Consider the following 22,019-nt stretch of genomic DNA (forward strand, 5'->3'; position numbering starts at 1 on the left):
GCTTATCTTATTTCTTGGCACAATTCAATCAGTACACCATTTGTACCTTTTGGGTGCAAAAAAGCGACCAGCTTGTTATCTGCTCCTTTTTTCGGAATCTCATTCAAAACCGTAAAACCCTCCGATTGTAATCTTTTTATTTCTGAAATGATGTCTTCAACGTCAAAAGCAATATGATGGATCCCTTCGCCTTTTTTTTCTAAAAATTTAGCAATCGGGCTTTCAGAATTGGTAGCTTCCAACAGCTCTATCTTATTGGGGCCATTCATAAAAAAAGAAGTCTTCACGCCTTCGCTCGCTACCTCTTCCATTTTATAAGCAGGAGCACCAAAAAGCTTTTCAAAAAGAAGATTCGATTCTTCTAAGTTTTTTACTGCAATGCCAATATGCTCTATTTTTCTCATTGTTCGTCTTATTAGTCTTGATATCGGCAAATATAAAAACTTATTCCCTTTCCTGCCGCTTCAATCTTTTACCTTTGTTACTCAGAACCTTTGCCACTCTAAAATTAATCGTATTTTTGCAGGATGGAAACAAACAGACAGAAAAAAATAGGAAGCGTTCTCCAAAAAGATTTGGTAGACATCCTTCAAGGCGAAGTGAGAAAAAATGGAATCCCGAATTTAGTGATTTCTGTTTCTAAAGTTAGCGTAACCTCAGATTTATCAGTAGCAACCGTACATTTAAGCATTTTCCCACCGGAAAAAGCACCTGAATTATTGGCTGCTATAAAAACAAATACGCCATTAATCAAGCACGACTTGTCTCAAAGAGTACGCTTGCAATTGCGAAAAGTACCTAACCTTACTTTTTTTATTGACGATTCGTTAGATTACATCGAAAAAATAGACAAAGCCCTAGCTGGCAAAGAAAATCCAATAGAAAACCGTGACCTGTTAGAAAAAAGAAAAAAATCATAGCTTGAATTTTCCTTTTTACATAGCCCGACGTTACACTGTAAGCTTTAGTAAAAGCAGCGCCATCAATATCATTACCGGCATTGCTTCTCTAGGAATTATCGTAGGTGCCGGCGCTTTGTTTGTGGTGCTTTCTGTTTTTAGTGGCCTAAAAGACTTCAGCCTTTCCTTCTCTAACGATTTTGACCCAGACCTTAAAATCACGAGCACTTTAGGAAAATCTTTTTTCATCTCCCCAGAACAAGAGAAAAAAATCGAAAAAATCAACGGAATTGCTACAAAAAGCCACATCATTGAAGAACGCGTTCTTTTTTTATATGAAGGAAAAGAGGTCGTGACATATCTTAAAGGTGTCGACAGCATTTATTCTAAAGTCAATAACGTCGAAAAAAGCCTGAATATAGGTGAATGGCTGGAACCTAAAACACCGCAAGTTGTTGTAGGCTATGGAATTTACCAAAAACTTTCACTCGGATTATTAAGTTATAGCAATCCGTTAGAAGTTTATGTGCCAAAACCAGGCAAAGGTACTATTAATAATGCCGAACAAGCTTTTAACAAATCTGCTATACTTCCCGTAGGCGTTTATGCCGTCAGTGAAGAATTGGATGAAAAATATGTTTTCGCCGATTTGAATCTGGCTCAAGAGCTTTTAGAATTCAAGCCCAATCAAGTAACAGGAATAGAATTCAAGCTCAAACCTGGAGCTGATGAAGCTGTTATTTCTGAGCAACTCCAAACCATCTTCAACAATAAATTAACCGTAAAAAACAGAGCACAACTAAATGACTCGCTGTATAAGATGCTAAACACAGAGCAGACCGCTCTTTATCTTATTTTTACGCTGGTAATCATACTTACACTTTTTACCTTGGCAGGAGCTATTATCATGCTGATTATCGATAAAAAAAGTAATCTTACGACCTTATATAATTTGGGTGTCGAAGTCAAAAACCTACGAAAAATATTCCTGTTTCAAGGTTCTATCTTGACACTTACAGGTGGCAGTATTGGCTTAATCCTTGGAATCATTATTGTGCTTCTACAGCAAAAATATAATCTTGTCATGGTTACACCTTCCATGCCCTATCCCGTAATTTTCAACATAGAGAATCTGGTTATTGTTTTAGCAACAATCTTTTCGCTTGGCTTTATTTCTTCACTCATAGCATCCAGCCGAGTAACTAAAAAATTGCTTGACTAAAAAAACATTTCTTCCTTAAAAAAATAATCATACATTTGCAATCCAATACTTAAAACTATGATTGTGTTTGTTTTGGCCTAACCACTTTTTAGGCCGCCTTGATTAATAATTTTTTCCGTCGCCTTAAAAACAAGGTGTCGTTCACTATCATATTAAATAATCATGACACAATCAGAACAAAAACAAAGTTTTTTATCTCGCATATTTATTACAATTAAGCAATCTCTAAAAGGAGAGGCAGATTTCGATTATACCTCCGGAAATATCCGCAAAGCAGTTATCCTATTGGCCATTCCTATGGTTTTGGAAATGATGATGGAATCTGTTTTTGCCTTGGTCGATTTGTATTTTGTCGGCCATCTCGAAAACAGCAGCTTTGCCATCCAGACTGTTGGCCTTACAGAATCTGTCTTGACAGTTATCTACTCCTTAGCCATCGGTTTAAGTATGGCCGCGACGGCTGTAGTCGCCAGAAGGATTGGTGAAAAAGATCCTGTAGCCGCATCCAAAGCTGGAATGCAAGCTGTTGTAATAGCAGTTGCCATCAATACTGTCATTAGCATTTTCGGATTTTTATACGCTACAGAAATATTAATGCTCATGGGAGCTTCTCCAGAAGCAGCACTCCATGGTACAAATTTTACAAGAATAATGATGGGCGGAAGCCTCTGCATCGTATTGTTGTTTCTTATAAACGGAATATTCAGAGGAGCTGGAAATGCTGCCATAGCAATGAAAAGCCTTTGGATTGCCAACATCTGCAATATTATCTTTTGTCCTATCTTAATCAATGGCTTCGGACCTATTCCTGCTTTTGGCTTAACTGGCGCAGCAATAGCAACAACAGCAGGAAGAAGCATCGGCGTACTATATCAGCTGTATCACTTATTTAATGGAAAAGGCATTTTAAAAATTGTCGCTTCTTATCTTATTCCAGACTGGAAACAAATCAAAGCGATAATCAAAGTAGCAGCTCCTGGAGTTTTACAGTTTGTCATTGCATCTTGTAGCTGGATTTTTCTAGCGAATCTTGTTGCCGTAACAGGTGGAGACCATGGTTCGGCTGGATATCAGACCGCTTTACGAATCATGATGTTCTTTATCCTTCCGGCTTGGGGACTAAGTAATGCTGCTGCGACTTTGGTCGGACAGAATCTAGGTGCTAAGCAGATTGAGAGGGCTGAAAAATCGGTAATGCAGACTGCAAAATACAATGTCATTTTCATGGCAACCATCATGGTGATTACGCTTTTGGGAGCCGAATATATTGCTGGGTTCTTTACCAATGACCAAGGAGTGAAAGAAATCGCGGTAGAGGCTATCAGAATCATGAGTCTTGGCTATATTTTCTACGGAATCGGAATGGTTTTGATCAATACTTTTAATGGTGCCGGAGACACATGGACACCGACTTGGATTAATTTCTTCGGATTCTGGCTTTTCCAAATACCATTGGCCTATGTATTGGCTAAAAAGCTAGGAATGGGACCTACAGGAGTATTTATGGCTGTGCCGATTGCAGAAACGGCCATCACCATTGCAGGTTACATTCTTTTCAAAAGAGGAAAATGGAAACGCATTGAAGTCTAAAACAAAAAAGGCCTCAGGGTTATGAATCCTGAGGTCTTCTTATTTATATAATTTTTTATTTATACGAATTGGTAACCGCCAAAAACTTCTTGGATTTCATCCAATGTTCTAAACAAGCCTTCGGCATCATCGGTTGTGACTAATTTTTGCTTGTATTCCTTAAAACCGGGAATGCCTTTGAAATAATTAGTATAATGCCTTCTCATTTCTACAATTCCGACTCTTTCTCCTTTCCAATCCATAGACCAAGTAAGATGGTTCCTCGCGGCCTCGACCCTGTCTTCCATAGTCGGCTGCGCTAGTTTTTCACCAGTCTTGAAATAATGTTTGATTTCGTTAAAAATCCAAGGATATCCAATAGCCGCACGGCCAATCATCATACCGTCAAGACCAAATCTATTTTTATATTCTAGTGCTTTTTCTGGAGAATCAATATCGCCATTGCCAAAGATAGGCATGGTAATTCTAGGATTATTTTTGATTCGTTCAATATGTGTCCAGTCTGAATGGCCTTTATACATCTGGGCTCTTGTTCGAGCATGTACCGTTAAAGCCTGTACCCCAACATCTTGTAATCTTTCGGCAACTTCATCAATATTAATGGAATTTTCATCCCAACCCAGCCTTGTTTTTACAGTTACTGGCAGGTGTGTGCTTTTGATTACAGCTTTGGTCAGACGAACCATCAAATCTATATCTTTCAAAACTCCGGCTCCGGCTCCTTTACATACTACTTTTTTGACAGGGCATCCGAAATTAATATCTACCAAATCAGGATTAACTGTTTCTACTATTTTGGCAGAAAGCGCCATTGCTTCTTCGTCGCCACCAAAAATCTGGATTCCTACTGGCCTTTCGTAGTCAAAAATATCGAGTTTCTGACGGCTTTTCATGGCATCACGGATTAGTCCTTCAGAAGAAATAAATTCGCTGTACATCAAATCCGCCCCATGAAGCTTGCACAATCTGCGGAACGGCGGATCGCTTACGTCTTCCATAGGCGCTAAAAGTAAAGGGAAATCAGGTAATTCTATTTTGCCAATCTTGACCATCTTTTCATTTTGCTGCAAAATTACGAAATTTTGATTTAATGAAACCCAACCTCATTTTCGGCATTCCAGCAACAAAACTTAATATCAAATTGCTAGGAAAAATTTCTGGAAATTGAATGCGCCTGAGTGTTCTTTCCAATTAATCTTAAGGACTTCATTGAAAATTTTTCTCATATCTGAAAATTCGACCGGCTTATTGACATAAAGATTGGCGCCATTTTGATAGGTGGCTTCCTTGTCTTTTTCTGAACTGGACGTTGAATAGATTACTACGGGAAGATTTTTATACTTTTCGTTCTTCCTGATTTCGATAAGACAGTCTAGGCCTGATAATAGCGGCATATTTAAATCCAAAAACAAGATATCGGGAAGTATGCTTTTGTCTTCTCCTCTAAGATAGTCAAGCATTTCTTTTCCTTTGGCAAACGAAAGCACCGATTTTATTTCGCTGAAATCATCGGCAACTTCCTTAAAAAGCAGGTGCTCTTCGTGGTCATCGTCCAAGAGAGCGATGGCTAATTTGTCTTTTTTCATAAGTAGGTTATTTATGTGGGGCATAAATGTGGCATGTAAAGTTAGCAAAAAACTCGTTTCTTGTTTCATTACAGCAAAAAAAAGACCGTGCCGTTGCACAGTCTTTTTTCTACATTTTTTTATGGTTTATTGCTTATAGAGCAAAGAAGCTAATCGGCTATCTCTGTTGTAGACATCGTCAAAAAAGCTCACGTTGCCTTCTTCATCGGCTGAAGCTGTAAAATAGGCTATATAAACAGGAATTTTCTTTTTCAGCGCATAACTGTTCTCTTTTCCAGCATGCATTGCTTTGTCTATTTTTTGAGGCGTCCAATTTTTATCGTCTTCCAAAATTGCTACGGCTAAATCTCTTGCTTTTTCAACACGTACACAACCGTGGCTAAAAGCTCTGCTTTCTTTATTGAATAGGCTTTTTGCAGGACTATCATGCAGATAGATATTGTTTGAATTCGGAAACATAAATTTCACCAATCCAAGAGAATTTTTATCACCTGGCTTTTGACGTACTTTTCCGTTATTCCATTCCATGTTATGATTTGCGAGGTAATTTTTGTCTTTTGCCATTCCGGGCTTTATTTCTTTTTCAATGATGCTTTTCGGAATATTCCAATAAGGACTAAAAACTAGATAGCTCATCTGGCCGCTAAAGACAACTGTCTTATTCATTTCTTTTCCAACGACAACATTCGATTCTAACTTTACCTTTCCGTCTTTGAAATAGCGTACTCTGTAGGAAGGAATGTTCACGGCGATGTATTCGCCATCTTTAGTATAATCCGTAGAAATCCAACGGCAGCGCTCCATATTTACCACAATAGATTTAATCCTATCTTGAACAGAAACATTCAAATGCTTGATCAAATCTGGCGTAATAAGATTGTCCATTTCGCGAGCATTTCTTTTTTTATAGCCCGTAAGTCCTTGCAAAAGTTCCTCGTCAAATTGGCTTTTTCCAGAATCTTTGCTTAAATCACCTGAAACAAAAAGCCTTTTCCTAACCTGCGCGATAGTCTTAGAGCTGTCACCAGGCTTAAGGGATTTGACGCCTGCTTCCATCTCGATTGTTCCCCAGCCGCCTTTTTTTTCAATTTCTCTATAGTGCTGCAAGCCTTTTTTTAGGTTGTAGTAAAGCGGCATTAATTCTGAATCATCTTTTTTGAGAAGATTCGGGTCTTTCATAAGCGTGTCTAGGTAAGAAACATACGAGCCTTTCTCTCGTGGCAGATACCAACCGGTCTCCCTACTTTCTTTTGGATCTATGCCATGAAGAACATTTTTAGCATAGAAAAAATACATAGATGAAATCAGCAACTCCGAATACAAATCTGGATCGCTTTTTTCTTTGGCTTCGTAAAAAAGATCGTTTATCTGTCCCTTGTAGGGAATTTGATTCTGAACTCCTTCTGATTTTATCTGATTGACTTTATCAAACAAGACTTCGGCAAATTCGATAAGTCCATCACGATCGTACCAGATATAATGGTAATCGTGTTTTTTATAAAGCTCGTTTATTTCGGGCTGAAATTCTTTAAAATCAGGATATTTTGAAAAAAATCCAGCTATTTTGGTACTGTCAAAATGAATTGCATTTTCTTCTGCGTGGACATCAATGCCGGAAAGATCCTTGTCTTTCTTCTTGCAGGATGTTACCGAAAGCAGGCAGGCTAAACTAAAGGCTATTATTGAAATTACTTTTTTCATGAGGTTTGTTCTTTTTACTAAATATAGGAAATTTATCTTTGGATTAAAACCTTTGTGCCCAAACAAGCCTGATTTTAACTCAAATTTGACAAATCTTGGCTCCGATTCTTGCTAAAAATTCCCCTTTCAACTTAACAACTAAAAAACTATATTTGCCGATTAAATCCTTACCTTTAAGGAAATAAAGCGGTAAGCGAAGAAAAGAGCTCGTTTTAAGCATTGTTTTTTTCGTGAATGCGTGAAGGATTGGACGAAAATCCTTTTTCTTTTTTTCTTTAAAAAAGAAAAAGATTGGAGGGAAAGCCTGACCCTTGAGGTCACGCCCAAATTAAATTTGATATAAAACGAAGATGAAACATATTAGGAATTTTTGCATTATTGCACATATCGACCACGGAAAAAGTACGCTTGCTGACCGTTTGCTTGGAGCAACACAAACTGTCACGGCTCGTGAAGAAAAAGCCCAATTGCTTGACAACATGGACTTGGAGCGCGAGCGAGGCATTACTATCAAGAGCCACGCAATTCAAATGGAATATCGTTATAAAGGTGAAGATTATATCTTGAACCTGATCGATACTCCGGGACACGTCGATTTTTCGTATGAAGTTTCTCGTTCGATTGCGGCTTGCGAAGGTGCGCTTTTGATTGTTGATGCCGCACAAAGCATCCAGGCACAGACTATTTCTAATCTATACCTGGCTTTGGAAAACGACTTGGAGATTATTCCTGTTTTGAACAAAGTAGATTTGCCAAGTGCTAATCCGGAAGAAGTCAGCGATGATATCGTGGATTTGTTAGGATGCAAATTAGAAGAAATCATCCATGCCTCTGGAAAAACCGGATTTGGCGTTGAAAATATCTTGTCGGCAATTATTGAGCGAATTCCTCCTCCAAAAGGAGATCCAGAAGAACCGCTTCAAGCATTGATTTTTGACTCGGTTTATAATCCTTTTAGAGGGATTGAGGTAATCTTTAGGGTTATCAACGGACAGATCAAAAAAGGCCAAAAAATCAAATTTATGGCTACTGGCAATGAATATTTTGCCGATGAAATTGGTACACTTAAGCTAAACCAAGTTCCAAAACAGGTGATTTCTGCAGGTGATGTTGGTTATCTGATTTCTGGAATTAAAGAAGCTAAGGAGGTAAAAGTTGGTGATACGCTAACAGATGCCAAAACGCCGACAACCAATATGATTACAGGATTCGAAGATGTAAAACCAATGGTTTTCGCTGGAATTTATCCTGTAGATACGGAAGATTATGAAGACTTGAGAGCTTCGATGGAGAAACTGCAGCTGAACGATGCTTCTTTAGTATTTGTTCCTGAAAGTTCTGCAGCATTAGGATTCGGTTTCCGTTGCGGATTCTTAGGAATGCTTCACATGGAAATCATCCAAGAACGATTGGAACGTGAATTCGACATGACCGTAATTACTACGGTTCCTAACGTTTCGTATCTGGCGTATACCAAAAAAGACCCAGAAACTGGTTTTATAGTAAACAATCCTTCCGACCTTCCTGAGCCTTCAAGGCTGGATCGTGTTGAAGAACCGTTCATCAAGGCTACAATTATTACAAAATCTGACTTTGTCGGAAACGTAATGTCGCTATGTATTGAAAAACGCGGTATTATCACGAACCAAACCTATTTGACGACAGATCGTGTTGAATTGACATTTGATATGCCATTGGCCGAAATCGTATTTGATTTTTATGACCGTTTGAAAACGGTTTCAAAAGGATATGCTTCGTTTGACTATTCTCCAATCGGAATGCGTACTTCTAAGTTGGTAAAACTGGATATTTTATTGAATGCACAGGGTGTTGATGCGCTTTCTGCTTTGATCCACGAAGACAATGCTTATAATATCGGTAAGAAAATGACCGAAAAGCTACGTGAACTGATTCCAAGACAGCAGTTTGACATTCCGATCCAAGCTGCGATTGGTGCTAAGATTATTGCCCGTGAAACAATCAAAGCCTTAAGAAAAGACGTTACTGCAAAATGTTACGGTGGAGATATTTCTCGTAAACGTAAGCTATTGGAGAAACAGAAAAAAGGTAAAAAACGTATGAGACAGGTTGGTAACGTTGAAATTCCGCAAGAAGCTTTTATGGCGGTTTTAAAACTAAACGACTAGTTCTAAAAATAAAAAAAAGAGAGAAACCTCGACAGCGAAAGTTGCCGAGGTTTTTTGTTTTGGCGTATATTTGATTTGGCAAATAGTTTTCAATTATGATGGACGAGTCTCCAAAAAGGTTTGACAGGATTGTAGCGATTCTTATCCAACTGCAATCCAAAAAAATCATCAAGGCGCATGAACTGGCAGATCGCTTTGAAGTGAGCCTGCGCACCATTTATCGCGATATCCGCACTTTAGAAGCTTCTGGAGTTCCGATATATAGCGAAGCTGGCGTTGGCTATTCTTTGTTGGAAGGCTACCGATTGCCACCCGTAATGTTTACGAGAGAAGAAGCCAGCAGTTTTATAGCGGCTGAAAAGCTTATGGAAAAATTTACGGACAAGGAATTGCGAAGCCATTACACCTCAGCGGCATTCAAGCTAAAGGCCGTATTACAAAGTTCTGACAAAGACTGGGTTTCAACAATTGAGTCGAATGTCTTGATGCAGCCTACTGGAAAATTATTTAATGAAAAAGTTCCGAATACACTGGCAGTACTTTTTAAAAGTATTGCAGAAAAAACTCAAATCATATTATTATACCAAGCAATAGAAGCTGACGACACGACTGAAAGGCTTATAGAACCTGTTGGAGTCTTTCACGAAAATGACAATTGGTATACGCTCGGCTTTTGCCATTTGCGCAAAGATTACAGACAGTTCAGGGCAGACCGAATTCATCAAATCAAGACGACTGACAAGCCTTTCACGCTTGAGCATCCTGATTTAGAAACGTACATGCAAAAGGATCAGCAAAAATTCAGCACAACCCAAGTAAGGATTTTGGTTCCGAGAAAAATATCAAGGTATATTTCTTCGCAGAAAAAACATTATGGATTTGTCTCGCAGAAAGAAGTAGAAGACGGAAAAGTAGAAATGACCTTTATGTCACGCGATATCGAAGAAGGCTTTCCGAGATGGTATATGATGTTTGGCGATTATGGAACGATACTTGAACCCGAAAGATTAAAAGAACGGGTTCTGGAATTAATTTCCAAAACCCGATCTAGACTATAGTTCTCTTTCCCAAAAAAATGGCGGTTGGATATTCAAGGCTCTTAGATAAACGTAGCCTTGTCCTCTGTGGTGAATTTCGTTATCGATAAAATAAAAGATATTATCAATAATCGGAAATTCATACTGTCCAAAAAGGTTGAATCTTTGGCTGAAATCTGCAACATCCAGCATATTCCAGTACGTATTGATTTCTTCGGTCGCTTCATCCCATTTGCTCAAATAATCAGCTTTTGTGGTTCCGATATCTAATTTTTCTGCATACGGTTTTACATCGCGATTCACGATTCCTTTCATAGCTGGAGCACCGATTGCCAAAAGTTCCGAAGTTAGCTGTGCAAAGGTTCTCATTCCTCCTATAGAGAACTCAAAAAAGTCTTTTTCTGGAAAAGCTTCAATGACACGACGAGTTAAGGCACGGTGTCCTTGCCAATGTTTTAATAAATTTTCTTTCGTAATTACCTGTGGTCCTAGAGCTGTTGCATTCATAATTTCTTGTTTTTTATTGTTTACATGACAAAGTTAAACAGGGCTTGTGACAACAGTTTGTCAGCAGTATTTTCAAATTTTAAAAAATTTTAATTTGCATAAAAAAGCCTGCAGTCAAATGAGCTGCAGGCCTTATTATTACTGAAGAAATTGCTTTTTAAAGCTTCCTCCTATTATCGTTTGAATCGGTATCGATGAGCTTGTTGTAAGGATCGATTCCTACTTCAACAGGCTTTTCGTCAATAACGATAACGAACTTATTATCTATTTTGGTAATCTTATGCTTTTTGAGATAAAGTTCTTTTTCTTTGATCTTGCCTTTTACGGTTTTCTCGCCAAAGATTCCGACCTCAACATAGTCATTGAGCGGATAGGATTCTACTGCATATTTCTCACCTTTTGCTTTATAGGTAAGCGTTTTGCCATTTTCGTCTTTAAAGGATCTTTTCCCTTTTTCATCAGAACGGTATTTGCTTACTTGTGCATCGATTGTCACTTCGTATTTGCCGTTCGGCAATTTTTTAGAAGAGAAGCCTTTGACACGGTTGTCATAAAGCGTGATGGTCTCAAACATATCCTTGATCATGTATTTCAGAGAATCCGGAGTCGCCTCGTTCAAATACGACACAAACTCGATAGAATTCGTGTAAGGAGCTTCTTGATAGGCTACTTTCTGGATGTATTTTTTCAAGGCATTGTTCATGTTCTTCTCCCCGATATAATCGCTAAGGGTGTATAAAACCAAAGATCCTTTGTTGTAATGAATGTACTGTTGGTTTTCGTTAAACATCAACGGTTGTTCCTTTTTGTTTTCAAAGGTCCTTCCTTGTAAATAACTATCCAACGCCTCTTTTAGGAACATGCGCATCTGTGATTTTCCGTACTCATGCTCTAGCACTTTTAGCGAGCTGTATTCTGATAAACTTTCGGACATCAGCGTTGCACCTTGCACATTCGCTCCGATAACTTGATGCGCCCACCATTGGTGCGCCATTTCATGCGAAGTTATAGAAAATGGATAATCGACTGCATTTTCGTTTTCATCATCAACATGGGCTATGAAACCAACGGCTTCGGAATAAGGAATCGTATTGGCAAAAGATTGGGCAAAACCTCCTCCGGTTCTTGGGAATTCAATAATTCTTGCCTGCTTGTGCTGGTATGGCCCGAAATTTTCGGTGTAATATTCTAACGATTTTTTGATTCCTTTTATCATTCGGTCGATATTGTATTCGTGTCCTTTCTGATAATAGATTTCAATATTTACGTCTTTCCATTTGTCTTTTTTCACTTCATATCTTGCTGATTGGTAGGCATAGAAATTCAGCATTTTTTGGTCCATCTTATAATGGAAATAATTTCTGCCGTTCTCTTTCCATTGTTTTTCAAGATACCCTGGCGCAATAGCAATCTGGTCGTCAGAAGTGCTGACTGTTGTCTCAAAATTTACCCAGTCGGCGTCGTTTGAGATATAGGTATTCTGTCTAGCGATGCTATCTGTAGCCTTAGCCATTCTGTCTTTAGGCTTCAAGCCATATTTTGCCCTTGTTTCATCATCCACAAGTTCTGCATCTTCAGAATATCCAATAGATGGGAAGTACATATTATTGATAAATGTACCATTTTCCAAAACGGGAGAGTGGTCTGTTATAAAGGTATTAGGCTTGTTATACACTTCAAAATCCAGTTTTATAGAATCACCTGGCGCTAGAGGAGATTTCAGCCTATAGATGTTAAAATGATAAAGCGTATCCTTTGAAACCAGCTGTGCTTCTTTGTTGAACTTGAATTTGCTTTCGTATCCGTTATAATTCAGGAATATAGAATCGATGCTTTCTTTTGATTTATTCTTTAGGAAATAATAGCCTTTTGCCTTGAAATCCCTGCTTTTTGGATAAATATCCATCGCGACATTGATGTCTGTGATTCTTGGTTGTGCATAATGCTGGTATTTCTTGTATTTCTTTTCCCACTCGACAGCTTGCTTTTCGCTTTCTTTTTGGGAATAATATGGATTCGTAATATTATTTTCATAATAAATAGCGCTTCCTATGGCCAAGAAACCTACTAATGCTACAATCATCGGAATTGCCAATCTTGGAGAAAAACGTTTTCTTGCGTTCGCAAATTTTTCTTTTGTCGACATTGGGATTCCTCTTCTCCAAAACAGTAATGCTGTGCAGAACAAAACAATTCCGAGCAAAATCCAATAGAATTTATAGAGATAGTATCCTTTTAATTGATGTCCGTATCCGTTCATGTCTGAATAGGCATAGCCTGTATCTGAATTAAATTGGAAGATATCCTGCTCAACACCTAATAGCGGTAAAAACTGCAATCCTATAGAAAGAAGCATCAGGACAAAGAACCCTAAAAGATAGTTCTTGAAGATCGTCTGTATAAATACAGCCAATAAGGCCCAAGCCATAAAATTAAAGATTTTTATACCGTATAATTCGAAGAGATAATGTCCGATTTCAAAATTATAATAGTCGTGATATGACTGAATCAGCACTCCCGCTACCAATATTAGCAACAAAAGTGAAATCTGCATTTTTACGACCGCTATGAATTTTGAGAACAGCAAAACCCAATTCGGAATCGGCGTGACATCAATCAGGTGACTCATCCTAGTTGTATCAGCCCTGTGAATTAATATGCCCGCAAACAAAAATGTGAGTACGTTGATAAAAAGCGTGAAAGAACCTCCTGAAATCTCTAACATCTGCCAAGTAACAGGATAAGTCTCTGTTCCAAAGATGTTACCTGTGGAAATTGATACCAGCAATAAAAAGAGAAGGCCAACAATCGAAATAACAATGAATGCCCAGTTTTTCAGTATAAATCTAAAATCAACGCTAGACAAACTCCAGGCTGTCTTTAAATTCTGCCAATTCGAGTAGTCAAATTTTACAACCGGCAATTCGATTTTGGTTATTCCACCAAAATTGTTTTTTACAACTCTTTCATTCTTTTTGCTCTTGCCGATAGTTAGAGCGGTTTGGCTGAATGAGAAATAATAGTAGAGCAATCCTAAGATAAGAACTGAAATACCCATCCAGATCAATCTGTTGTAAATGATTACGCCTTCAAACGGCAATAGGTTGTCATTCTGTTCTGAAATGGTCCAATACTTCGTATAATAGGACGCGGCTTCCATTCCAAAAGGTTCCCATAAAGCTACGACATATCTATTATCGATGTTTTGTGTAAAACTAGAAAGCACTACCTGCAACAATAAAATTAGGATGATTCCAATAAATCCTATAGAAATATTTCGAGTAATCGTGACTAAAGCAAAAATAATAACTCCGATAAAAAGCAAGTTCGGAATAACATAAATCAGATAAATTTGAGCATAAGCCACCGTATTAAAAGGCAATAGCAAATCTTGATTCGCCCACGGCAGGAATGATGCAGCAACAATTCCTAAAATAATGGTCAATGTGATTAGAATAACAACGAACAGGGAACTTAAAAATTTTCCTGCGATGTAATCTAGTTTCGTAAAAGGATAAGAGAACAATATCGTGTGCATATTGAACCTAAAGTCTCTATATACAGAAGAACCTACGATTATGGGCAACAAGAAATAAATAAGAATATTCATTCTATTGATAAAACCGTTCAAAGCTGTAGGCGAATTGGCATAAGCATTAGAGCTTCTGGCCGCGGTCACACTATCAAAAACACCAAAACTCGCAGCTGCAAAAAGGAAAGACATTCCAAAAAACAGTATTACGAATATATAAAACGAAGGGTTTCTGAACCATCGTTTTAATTCAAAATTAAATATCGTAGAAAACATATTATTGGTCTGATTTAAGTGCTACAAAATATACATCTTCTAATTGCGGTGTTGCCGCTACAAAAGTCTCGTTAGGTTTTTCTGCGCTATAGACTTTAATATTCAAAGTATTGTCTTGGTTGTATTTTGAAGAAATTACATTAAAATCACGTTCGTAAGTTTCTAATTCTTCACGTGTAATTATTTTCGTCCAGATTTGACCCTTTAGGTTTTCTTCGGCTTGTTCTGGAGTGCCTTGAGCCAAAATTTTTCCGCCGTTTAGGATGGCCATTTCGTGGCATAATTCTTTTACGTCGTCAACAATGTGAGTAGAAAAAATAACGGTATGGTTGGTTCCGATTTCTCTCAATACATTCAAGAAACGGTGACGTTCGGCAGGATCCAATCCAGCTGTAGGCTCATCAACGATGATTAATTTAGGATTATTCAAAAGCAATTGTGCAATTCCGAAGCGCTGTTTCATACCACCTGAATAGCCGCTTACGTATTTGCTTCTCTGGTCATAAAGATTGGTTACTTCCAACACTTTTTTTACCAATTCTTTTCTTTCTGTTTTTGAAGAAATGCCTTTCAATCTTGCAAAATAATCCAACAATTTTTCTGCCGACATATTTGGATAAACACCAAATTCTTGAGGCAGATAGCCTAAAATTTTCCTTAAAGCGATATTGTCTTCCAAAACATTGATTCCTTCAAATTCAATCGTTCCAGAATCTGGTTTCTGCAAAGTGGCTATAGTTCTCATCAATGATGATTTCCCTGCTCCATTCGGTCCTAAAAGGCCAAACATTCCAGAACCAATTTCTAGATTTAAGTTATCTAAAGCCTTAACGCCGTTTTTATACGTCTTACTTAAGTTGTTAATTTTAAGCTTCATAATTTGTAAGTATTTTGGTTGATTATATCAGTTAGACGGGGAAAGAATGATTTTGTTACTCTTTTGAAACTTCTTTTTAAAAAGAAGAACCTTAGTGTAAATTTTAAAATGCACTCTCACAACCAAACTTTGTACCTTTGCATTTAAATTCATAGATATATTATAATGATTGAAGATAAAAATCCGCAACGCACAAGTTTATCCGATTTAGGAGAATTCGGACTTATTAAACACCTGACAAAAAATTTCGAAATCAATCAATCGTCTACCCTAAAAGGAATTGGAGACGATGCTGCTGTTTTAGATTTTAAAGATAAAAAGGCTGTTATTTCAACCGACTTGCTTATTGAAGGCGTGCATTTTGATTTGGCTTATATGCCCTTGAAACATTTAGGATACAAATCCGTCGTTGTGAATGTGTCTGACATTTATGCTATGAATGCAAAACCTACGCAGATTACGGTTTCAGTCGCTGTTTCGAATCGTTTTCCGCTAGAAGCTCTTGAAGAATTATTTGACGGGATAACTTTGGCCGCAAAAGAATACAATGTAGACGTCATCGGCGGTGATACGACTTCTTCCCAAAAAGGATTAATCATCAGCATTACTGCTATCGGTGAAGCCGACGAAGCAGAGCTTACCTACAGAAATGGAGCTAAATCAAACGATCTTCTTGTCGTTACGGGCGATCTTGGAGCGGCTTATATGGGATTGCAAGTTTTGGAAAGAGAAAAGCAAGTATTTCAAGTGAATCCAAATAACCAGCCTGATTTAGATGCGTATACCTATATTATCGAAAGACAGTTAAAGCCGGAAGCCAGAAAAGACATCCGAACGCTGCTACATGCCTTAGAAATAAAACCGACTTCGATGATTGACATTTCTGATGGGTTGTCTTCAGAAATCATTCATCTGTGCAAACAATCTGGAATTGGATGCAATTTATACGAAGAAAAACTGCCTTTAGACCCGCAATTAATCAGTGTCTGCGAAGAATTCAACATCGACAGCACGACAGTTGCTATCAATGGCGGAGAAGATTACGAACTGCTCTTTACCATTTCTATGAATGATTTTGATAAGATTAAAGGGAATCCGAATTTTACTGTTATCGGACACATGGTTGAAGAAAGCGACGGCATTCATCTGATAACCAGAGCAAACACCAAAATACCTTTAAAAGCTAGAGGCTGGAATGCTTTAGATAATTAAGATTTGGAATAGAACGTTATAAAAATAAAAAAAAGCGATGGTTGGGGATCATCGCTTTTTTTATTTTTCCAATTGGATAAGCAGTAAATTTGTAGGTTAAGTCAATTTTGGGGGCTGACAAAAGGGTGGTATTACTGGTCTTTCCTGCTTATTACGTTCTTGGGTTTTACTTTTAATCTCTTTAATGAAAAAACTTATACTTTATTACACTGTAAAACTACATCAGGAACTCATAAGTTGTTTACGGTTTTCCCGCATTTGTTTTACGGTTTTCCCGTAAAAGCTCTTTATTTCAGATCTATTATTCTAAAAATCAAATCATTGATCCATTTTCTTATCGTTCAATAAGAAATATTCATTATTTTTTATGATGGCTACTTTCTTCTGTTCTGAAGAATCTTTGGCTTCATGGGTCTTTGCTGTACGCATAGAACTATTTTTAATATTTGTCTCATTTTTACAGCATAACAAAACTGTAAATGTGGCTATAATGATTACGGTTTTAATCTTCATCGAATTCTCACTTTGTATTGAACGCTAAATTATCGAACAGGCGCTTATCATGTTTGCGGTTTTCCCGCATATATTTTACGGTTTTCCAGTTTTTGTTTTACGGTTTAGCCGTAACTTCAAAAGGCATAAAAAAAGCGGCACTTTGGGGAGTTACCGCATTTTTATTTTTTTTTGGAAATTGCAAGCTAGCTGATAAAATTTGTAGGTTAAGTCAATTTTGGGGGCTGACAAAAGGGTGGTATTATGTATTATTCTGCTGCTTGGTCCGTTCTTAGGCTTTTAACTTTTTAAAAAAAATCTTTTGTTTTGATTACATTGTAAAACTAACAATTACGAAATAAAGTTGTTTGCGGTTTTCCCGCATTTGTTTTACGGTTTTCCCGTAAACATTTCCGTACAACAGTTTAAAAAAAACCTCTTAATATAATAAAACAGAAAAGCTGCCTTTTATCATCTAAAAGACAGCTTTTTTTCTTAAGTAATCAAACTAGGAGGTTCGGCCTAATTTATTCTAACTCAAAATTACATTGCTAAATTACTGCTAATTGAAGCAGGCTGTTTGCGGTTTTCCCGCATTTGTTTTACGGTTAAACCGTATAATTATTTTAAAGTCAAAAAGATAATTTTAAATAAAGCCTCTGATTCTCGCCTCATTGATCAAGTCTTCATCATTCCCTCCCTTGATTTTGAATAGGTCTTTAAGATTTAGCTTTCTTTTTTCAACGGCACTCAACGATAATGGCGTATGCAAAGGAATGTTTTTTGTCTTTACACCTCTTGACAGGTGGTAGAGTATCTGGCGATCGTATTCATCAATAAGATTGCTATCGCTGGATTGTTGGCTTACGAACTTGACAACTGTTTGACTGTAATAGTTTTCGTTTTTCAATATTTTATCGAATGCCGTCAATAATTCGTCAAAAGTCAGATCATTTTTGATGATAAGCCCGTTGGGATTTATCGTCTTGATGATATTGTTTATTTTTAGCGATTCTGTATGCATCGTGAGCAGTATGACGCGGCAAGTCGGCAATACCGTTTTCATCAATTTGGCCAGATCTTCCCCTGATAGGATATTTTTTTCTTGATAAGGTGGCATGCTGATATCAAAAAAAGCAACATCATACGGAATCATTGTCGGGCTGGTCAAGATTTCATACGCAGACTTGCAGTCGTTTGCCTGGGTTATATTAAACTCAAACTCAGACGGATGAAATCCTGCAATCGTATTCTTATAGGCCTCGATAATAAAGGGATGGTCATCGACAATCAGAATATTTAGTTTTTTTGCCATAGGGTTATGTTATTTTTTGATTGGTTTCCATTGGGAATGTGACAGTAATAATAGTTCCTTTTCCTAGTTTTGATTTCACATCAAAAGTACCTTCACAGGCATTTGCTCTTGAAAGCATATTCTGTAAGCCAATGCCTTTGCTCTTTTTGCTTACTGAAAATCCGACACCATCATCAGACACTATTAATCTCAGGGTCTTTTCTTGTTTTACTATTTCAATCTTAACATTTTCTGCTTGGGAATACTTATTTATATTCAACAAGGCTTCTTGAAGGATCCTATACAAGTTGATCTTAACATAGTTTTCTATTTTTTCCCACTCGATTTCCATATCGACAACAAAAGAAACTTTGGCTTGAGAAACCGTTTCCTGTTGTTCGATAAGATTGTTGACGATGCCGATAAAATTATTATTAAGCGCATGTTTTTCACGATTCAGGTCGTGTGATATTTCTCGGATGTCTTGCTCTATATTTTTAAGTTCTACCAGATAATTGTTTCTGCTGACAATTGCTTCAGCATCTTGCCTTTTATTCAAGCTGTCCAAATTTAGGCGAGCACCAAACAACCTTCCTAAAATTCCATCGTGAAGTTCTTGAGCGATCCTTATCTTTTCATTAGCTCGTCCTTCTTCTATCCTATTCTGCTGGAACAACATCAGATTATAGATATCTTCATTGGCTTTTTGCTGCGCTTGCTTGAGCATCAGCTCCTTAGTTTTTGACCGCTGATTTTTAATGACAAAAAGAAGAACTCCGATCATGACAACCAATCCGAAAAAGAAAAGTATGTTTCTGTTTTGTTCGGCTAGCTTGTCATTTTGCTGGATAATTTCATCTGTTTCGAATTCAATTCTCGTAAATTTATCCTTGACTTTTCTCTCAGTTTGCTGAAGGCTATCGTTTATTCTAATATATTCTTTAGAATACAGGGAGCTCTTTAATGGCTCTACATTTGAAAGCTGCTTTAATGAGCTTAGCACATCACGTTGCCTATTAGATGATTTTGACAGCTTTAATGCTTCTCTTGCATATTTTCTAGAGTTTACAGTATCATTCTTTTCAGCATAATATTCGGAAAGATGTATTTTGTTAATTATAATTCCGGAGGTAACATCCAGACTATCTCTAATTTTCAACGCTTTATAAAACATCCCGGGGAGTTCATCAAACTCATTCAACCTAAATTTTGAATATGCAATATTGTCCAATAACATAGCATATATAAAAGGTTTTTCTTGAAATAGATTCTTTTCTTTTAAAGCACTTTCAAAATAAACAATGGCTTTTTTGTCGTTTTGCAGTTTTTGATATACGACTCCTAAGTTATTTAAAGAAGTGGCCTTGGATTGGTATTCTGCTGGTACCGCATTTGATTTTAATATCTCTAGTGCCTTATTATGATATTCTATCGATTTATCAAATTCATTTAACTCATTATAAAGAATACCTAAAAGATTATTGGCTTCATACAGCAATTCATCATTATTTTCTCCTTTTAAGGATTTTATGGCTTGAAATACAGAAATTTCACTACCTAAAAATTCATTTTCGTTATACTGTAAAATAGCCTTATTAAGCTGTATCTTAGCAATATTAGGGTTACTCCCTATTTTATTATATAATTTTTCAGCTTTAGAATAATATAAAAACGCACTATCTGAAATAGATTTGAATCCAAAATAATCTCCAAGATAACTATATGCTTTAGCTATACTCAGCGTATCATTACCTTGTTTGGATTTTTCTATTATGATTTTTGAAATTTTTTGATATTCTTCAATATTATTCATATTGAAATATCTATTCGCAACCTTAAATAAATTTTTCCGGCTAATAGAATCGTTATCTTGGTTAATTATAATTGCAAATGCTTTTTTATTGTAGTCAAACCTACTCTCATAAGGCAATGTGTCTTCATTTGCTAAACGTAAATAAGAATCAAGAGTATCTGAAACGCTTTTTTCGGAAAAATTATCTTTCGTCTTTGAGCATCCAAAAAGCAAGAGACCAAGCATGAAAAACAAGTAGGTATTTTTTTTCAATAGTCGGAAAGTTTGTTCCCAAAAATAATAAAACTATTGACATAAAAATATCACAATTGAATAAATTACATGATTGTTTCTTTTTATAAATCATTTTAATGTTCAAAAGCAAAAACTATTATAAGTTTTTGCAGTTTAGAAATAAAAAAAGCCAACATTTTGTGTTGGCTTTTTTTATCTTAAAGAACTACTAGTAGTTTAGTAATCTAATTTTTTATTTCCTCCTGCTCCTTGATTTCCTGTATCAATTGAAAGAGTTAAGTTCAATTTCGCATTAGCCGACAGCTCTTTGTTCACTGCAGTTATACCATCTAATTTTTTATTTCCTCCTGCTCCTTGATTTCCTGTATCAGCATTACCTTGTCCTGATAATAAAAAAGTAAAAGAGAATAATCCGAATGTTAAAATCGCTTTTTTCATAATGTTTTCATTTGTGGTTTAATGAATATGTGTAAGATTTGTTCTTGAAATTAGGGTGTGATGTTTGACTTTCACGGTGTAAAACTACTGAGCATCTGACAGTTATTGTAGTAATTACTGGCCTCTATTGTAGAATGAGGTCGTTTGTGAGTAGATGATACTAATTTGAGAGTGAATGACCTATTTTTAAGAGTTTGCTGTTTTTTAAGTAATAAATAGCCTTAAAAAAAGCCCTAAAACCTTATAAATAGTGGGATTACGATATAAAAAAGGAGAATAAAGAAAAAATTAGATTGCCGCTCTTTTAGATTTCTAGATAATTTGAGCTGGAGATGACTGCAATAATTTGATCGACATTTGCTTTGTAGGATTTAGAGAACGGAAGCTTTGTAGTAGTATTTTTAATATAGCAGACCGTGTTTCCGGTGTGGATTCTGGAAACGTAATTTATATTTACAATATAGCTGTTGTGTATTCTATAAAATTGCGATGGCAGGACATTTTCAAAATGTTTTAGCGTCTTGAATGCCGTAATCATTTCGCCATTGTTTAGATGGATGTCGGTAGAATTATTATCTGCCTGGAAATAAAGAATATCTTTTGCGTCAATAAATCGGTAGTCTCCGTAAGATTTTATGCAGATGGTCAGTTGTTCTGGTTCCGCTTTTAAGGACTGGTCATTATCTATGACAAGCGGCTTTTGTATTGTTTCAGTCGGAACATTCGAAACCGGCAAAGAAATGCTCTTTTCAAATTTCAATACGGTCTTTCGGAAATCATTCAATTCGAATGGGGCTACGAGATAATCAAAAACCTCGTGCTTTATTGCTTCTAAGGCTAGATTGCCATTTTTGGCAGTAACAACAATTTTGGGAATTGTTTTAAGATAACGATACAATTCATTAATCAGCGAAAGCGAAAGCTTGCTTGCTTTATCTTTTGGATCGATTTCTAAAAAAACCAATTGGGGCTGGTATTCCAAAATGGCATTCAAGCCATCGTCATAATTATTCGCAGATGCAGCAAAGTGAAGGCTTTGGAATCCATCGGCCATACCTTGGATGCTCAAAACATTCTCTTGATTATCGTTAATGATAACGTACGAATAACTCATCAATTGCTGGTAACAAAATTTGTTTTTGGAAAAGCAATCCATTAAATG

At 36.7% G+C, this 22,019-nt stretch carries 17 protein-coding genes; 6 read left to right on the forward strand and 11 right to left on the reverse strand.

Features of this window, described 5'->3' with window-relative positions; all coding sequences use genetic code 11:
- Nucleotides 1-2 precede the first annotated feature (2 nt).
- Entirely contained in the window at nt 3-404 is a 402-nt protein-coding gene (mce, locus tag CLV94_RS05870; RefSeq protein ID WP_121375488.1) for a methylmalonyl-CoA epimerase, read from the reverse strand.
- Nucleotides 405-527: 123 nt separating this feature from the next.
- Here mce and rbfA point away from each other — a divergent pair, with 123 nt between their 5' ends.
- From rbfA to CLV94_RS05885, 3 genes are all read left to right on the forward strand, one after another.
- Nucleotides 528-920: a 30S ribosome-binding factor RbfA gene (gene rbfA / locus CLV94_RS05875; RefSeq protein WP_121375489.1), complete on the forward strand. Its 393-nt coding sequence runs from the start codon at nt 528-530 to the stop codon at nt 918-920.
- Between the two features lies 1 nt (nt 921).
- Nucleotides 922-2,121 (forward strand): ABC transporter permease, encoded by a 1,200-nt coding sequence (locus tag CLV94_RS05880; protein ID WP_121375490.1) that lies wholly within the window; start codon nt 922-924, stop codon nt 2,119-2,121.
- Nucleotides 2,122-2,283: 162 nt separating this feature from the next.
- Entirely contained in the window at nt 2,284-3,711 is a 1,428-nt protein-coding gene (locus CLV94_RS05885) for an MATE family efflux transporter (RefSeq protein ID WP_121375491.1), read from the forward strand.
- Between the two features lie 59 nt (nt 3,712-3,770).
- Here CLV94_RS05885 and dusB read toward each other — a convergent pair whose 3' ends face one another.
- From dusB to CLV94_RS05900, 3 genes are all read right to left on the reverse strand, one after another.
- Complete coding sequence (gene dusB / locus CLV94_RS05890; RefSeq protein ID WP_121375492.1) at nt 3,771-4,763, reverse strand: tRNA dihydrouridine synthase DusB; 993 nt, start codon at nt 4,761-4,763, stop codon at nt 3,771-3,773.
- 84 nt (nt 4,764-4,847) lie between these two features.
- On the reverse strand, nt 4,848-5,297 hold the full coding sequence (locus tag CLV94_RS05895; protein ID WP_121375493.1) for a response regulator: 450 nt from the start codon (nt 5,295-5,297) through the stop codon (nt 4,848-4,850).
- A gap of 126 nt (nt 5,298-5,423) precedes the next feature.
- Entirely contained in the window at nt 5,424-6,998 is a 1,575-nt protein-coding gene (locus CLV94_RS05900; RefSeq protein ID WP_121376238.1) for a L,D-transpeptidase family protein, read from the reverse strand.
- A 350-nt stretch (nt 6,999-7,348) separates the two neighbouring features.
- On the opposite strand from CLV94_RS05900, the gene lepA reads away from it, so the two are divergent.
- Both lepA and CLV94_RS05910 read left to right on the forward strand, forming a co-directional pair.
- Nucleotides 7,349-9,145, forward strand: a complete 1,797-nt coding sequence (gene lepA / locus CLV94_RS05905; RefSeq protein ID WP_121375494.1) for a translation elongation factor 4 — start codon at nt 7,349-7,351, stop codon at nt 9,143-9,145.
- 95 nt (nt 9,146-9,240) lie between these two features.
- Nucleotides 9,241-10,203 carry a helix-turn-helix transcriptional regulator gene (locus tag CLV94_RS05910; RefSeq protein WP_121375495.1) on the forward strand — a complete coding sequence of 321 codons (963 nt, stop codon included), beginning with the start codon at nt 9,241-9,243 and terminating at the stop codon, nt 10,201-10,203.
- On the opposite strand, the gene CLV94_RS05915 is transcribed toward CLV94_RS05910, so the two are convergent.
- The 3 genes from CLV94_RS05915 to CLV94_RS05925 form a co-directional block, all read right to left on the reverse strand.
- Complete coding sequence (locus CLV94_RS05915) at nt 10,198-10,689, reverse strand: DinB family protein (RefSeq protein WP_121375496.1); 492 nt, start codon at nt 10,687-10,689, stop codon at nt 10,198-10,200. The two genes, CLV94_RS05910 and CLV94_RS05915, sit on opposite strands and share 6 nt — an antisense overlap.
- Before the next feature lie 157 nt (nt 10,690-10,846).
- Nucleotides 10,847-14,497 (reverse strand): ABC transporter permease/M1 family aminopeptidase, encoded by a 3,651-nt coding sequence (locus tag CLV94_RS05920; RefSeq protein WP_121375497.1) that lies wholly within the window; start codon nt 14,495-14,497, stop codon nt 10,847-10,849.
- 1 nt (nt 14,498) lies between these two features.
- Nucleotides 14,499-15,374, reverse strand: a complete 876-nt coding sequence (locus CLV94_RS05925) for an ABC transporter ATP-binding protein (protein WP_121375498.1) — start codon at nt 15,372-15,374, stop codon at nt 14,499-14,501.
- A gap of 165 nt (nt 15,375-15,539) precedes the next feature.
- Here CLV94_RS05925 and thiL point away from each other — a divergent pair, with 165 nt between their 5' ends.
- A complete protein-coding gene (gene thiL / locus CLV94_RS05930; RefSeq protein ID WP_121375499.1) occupies nt 15,540-16,586 on the forward strand; it encodes a thiamine-phosphate kinase in 1,047 nt (348 codons plus the stop codon).
- Between the two features lie 1,138 nt (nt 16,587-17,724).
- On the opposite strand, the gene CLV94_RS05940 is transcribed toward thiL, so the two are convergent.
- The 4 genes from CLV94_RS05940 to CLV94_RS05955 form a co-directional block, all read right to left on the reverse strand.
- Nucleotides 17,725-18,393 (reverse strand): response regulator, encoded by a 669-nt coding sequence (locus tag CLV94_RS05940; RefSeq protein ID WP_121375501.1) that lies wholly within the window; start codon nt 18,391-18,393, stop codon nt 17,725-17,727.
- A gap of 4 nt (nt 18,394-18,397) precedes the next feature.
- The gene (locus CLV94_RS05945; protein ID WP_245982455.1) at nt 18,398-20,437 is read right to left on the reverse strand and encodes an ATP-binding protein; all 2,040 of its coding nucleotides are present in this window, start codon (nt 20,435-20,437) and stop codon (nt 18,398-18,400) included.
- A gap of 198 nt (nt 20,438-20,635) precedes the next feature.
- Nucleotides 20,636-20,857 (reverse strand): hypothetical protein, encoded by a 222-nt coding sequence (locus tag CLV94_RS05950; RefSeq protein WP_121375502.1) that lies wholly within the window; start codon nt 20,855-20,857, stop codon nt 20,636-20,638.
- A gap of 304 nt (nt 20,858-21,161) precedes the next feature.
- Complete coding sequence (locus tag CLV94_RS05955; protein WP_121375503.1) at nt 21,162-21,971, reverse strand: LytR/AlgR family response regulator transcription factor; 810 nt, start codon at nt 21,969-21,971, stop codon at nt 21,162-21,164.
- Nucleotides 21,972-22,019: the final 48 nt, after the last annotated feature.

The sequence above is a fragment of the Flavobacterium endophyticum genome (assembly GCF_003634455.1).
GTDB lineage: Bacteria > Bacteroidota > Bacteroidia > Flavobacteriales > Flavobacteriaceae > Flavobacterium > Flavobacterium endophyticum.

Bases quoted from the DNA above. Each gene is read 5' to 3' on its own strand.
- mce (WP_121375488.1), bottom strand. From the start codon at position 404: ATGAGAAAAATAGAGCATATTGGCATTGCAGTAAAAAACTTAGAAGAA.
- CLV94_RS05940 (WP_121375501.1), bottom strand. From the start codon at position 18,393: ATGGCAAAAAAACTAAATATTCTGATTGTCGATGACCATCCCTTTATT.
- CLV94_RS05915 (WP_121375496.1), bottom strand. From the start codon at position 10,689: ATGAATGCAACAGCTCTAGGACCACAGGTAATTACGAAAGAAAATTTA.
- dusB (WP_121375492.1), bottom strand. From the start codon at position 4,763: ATGGTCAAGATTGGCAAAATAGAATTACCTGATTTCCCTTTACTTTTA.
- CLV94_RS05895 (WP_121375493.1), bottom strand. From the start codon at position 5,297: ATGAAAAAAGACAAATTAGCCATCGCTCTCTTGGACGATGACCACGAA.
- lepA (WP_121375494.1), top strand. From the start codon at position 7,349: ATGAAACATATTAGGAATTTTTGCATTATTGCACATATCGACCACGGA.
- rbfA (WP_121375489.1), top strand. From the start codon at position 528: ATGGAAACAAACAGACAGAAAAAAATAGGAAGCGTTCTCCAAAAAGAT.
- CLV94_RS05885 (WP_121375491.1), top strand. From the start codon at position 2,284: ATGACACAATCAGAACAAAAACAAAGTTTTTTATCTCGCATATTTATT.
- CLV94_RS05910 (WP_121375495.1), top strand. From the start codon at position 9,241: ATGATGGACGAGTCTCCAAAAAGGTTTGACAGGATTGTAGCGATTCTT.
- CLV94_RS05955 (WP_121375503.1), bottom strand. From the start codon at position 21,971: ATGAGTTATTCGTACGTTATCATTAACGATAATCAAGAGAATGTTTTG.
- thiL (WP_121375499.1), top strand. From the start codon at position 15,540: ATGATTGAAGATAAAAATCCGCAACGCACAAGTTTATCCGATTTAGGA.
- CLV94_RS05950 (WP_121375502.1), bottom strand. From the start codon at position 20,857: ATGAAAAAAGCGATTTTAACATTCGGATTATTCTCTTTTACTTTTTTA.
- CLV94_RS05920 (WP_121375497.1), bottom strand. From the start codon at position 14,497: ATGTTTTCTACGATATTTAATTTTGAATTAAAACGATGGTTCAGAAAC.
- CLV94_RS05900 (WP_121376238.1), bottom strand. From the start codon at position 6,998: ATGAAAAAAGTAATTTCAATAATAGCCTTTAGTTTAGCCTGCCTGCTT.
- CLV94_RS05925 (WP_121375498.1), bottom strand. From the start codon at position 15,374: ATGAAGCTTAAAATTAACAACTTAAGTAAGACGTATAAAAACGGCGTT.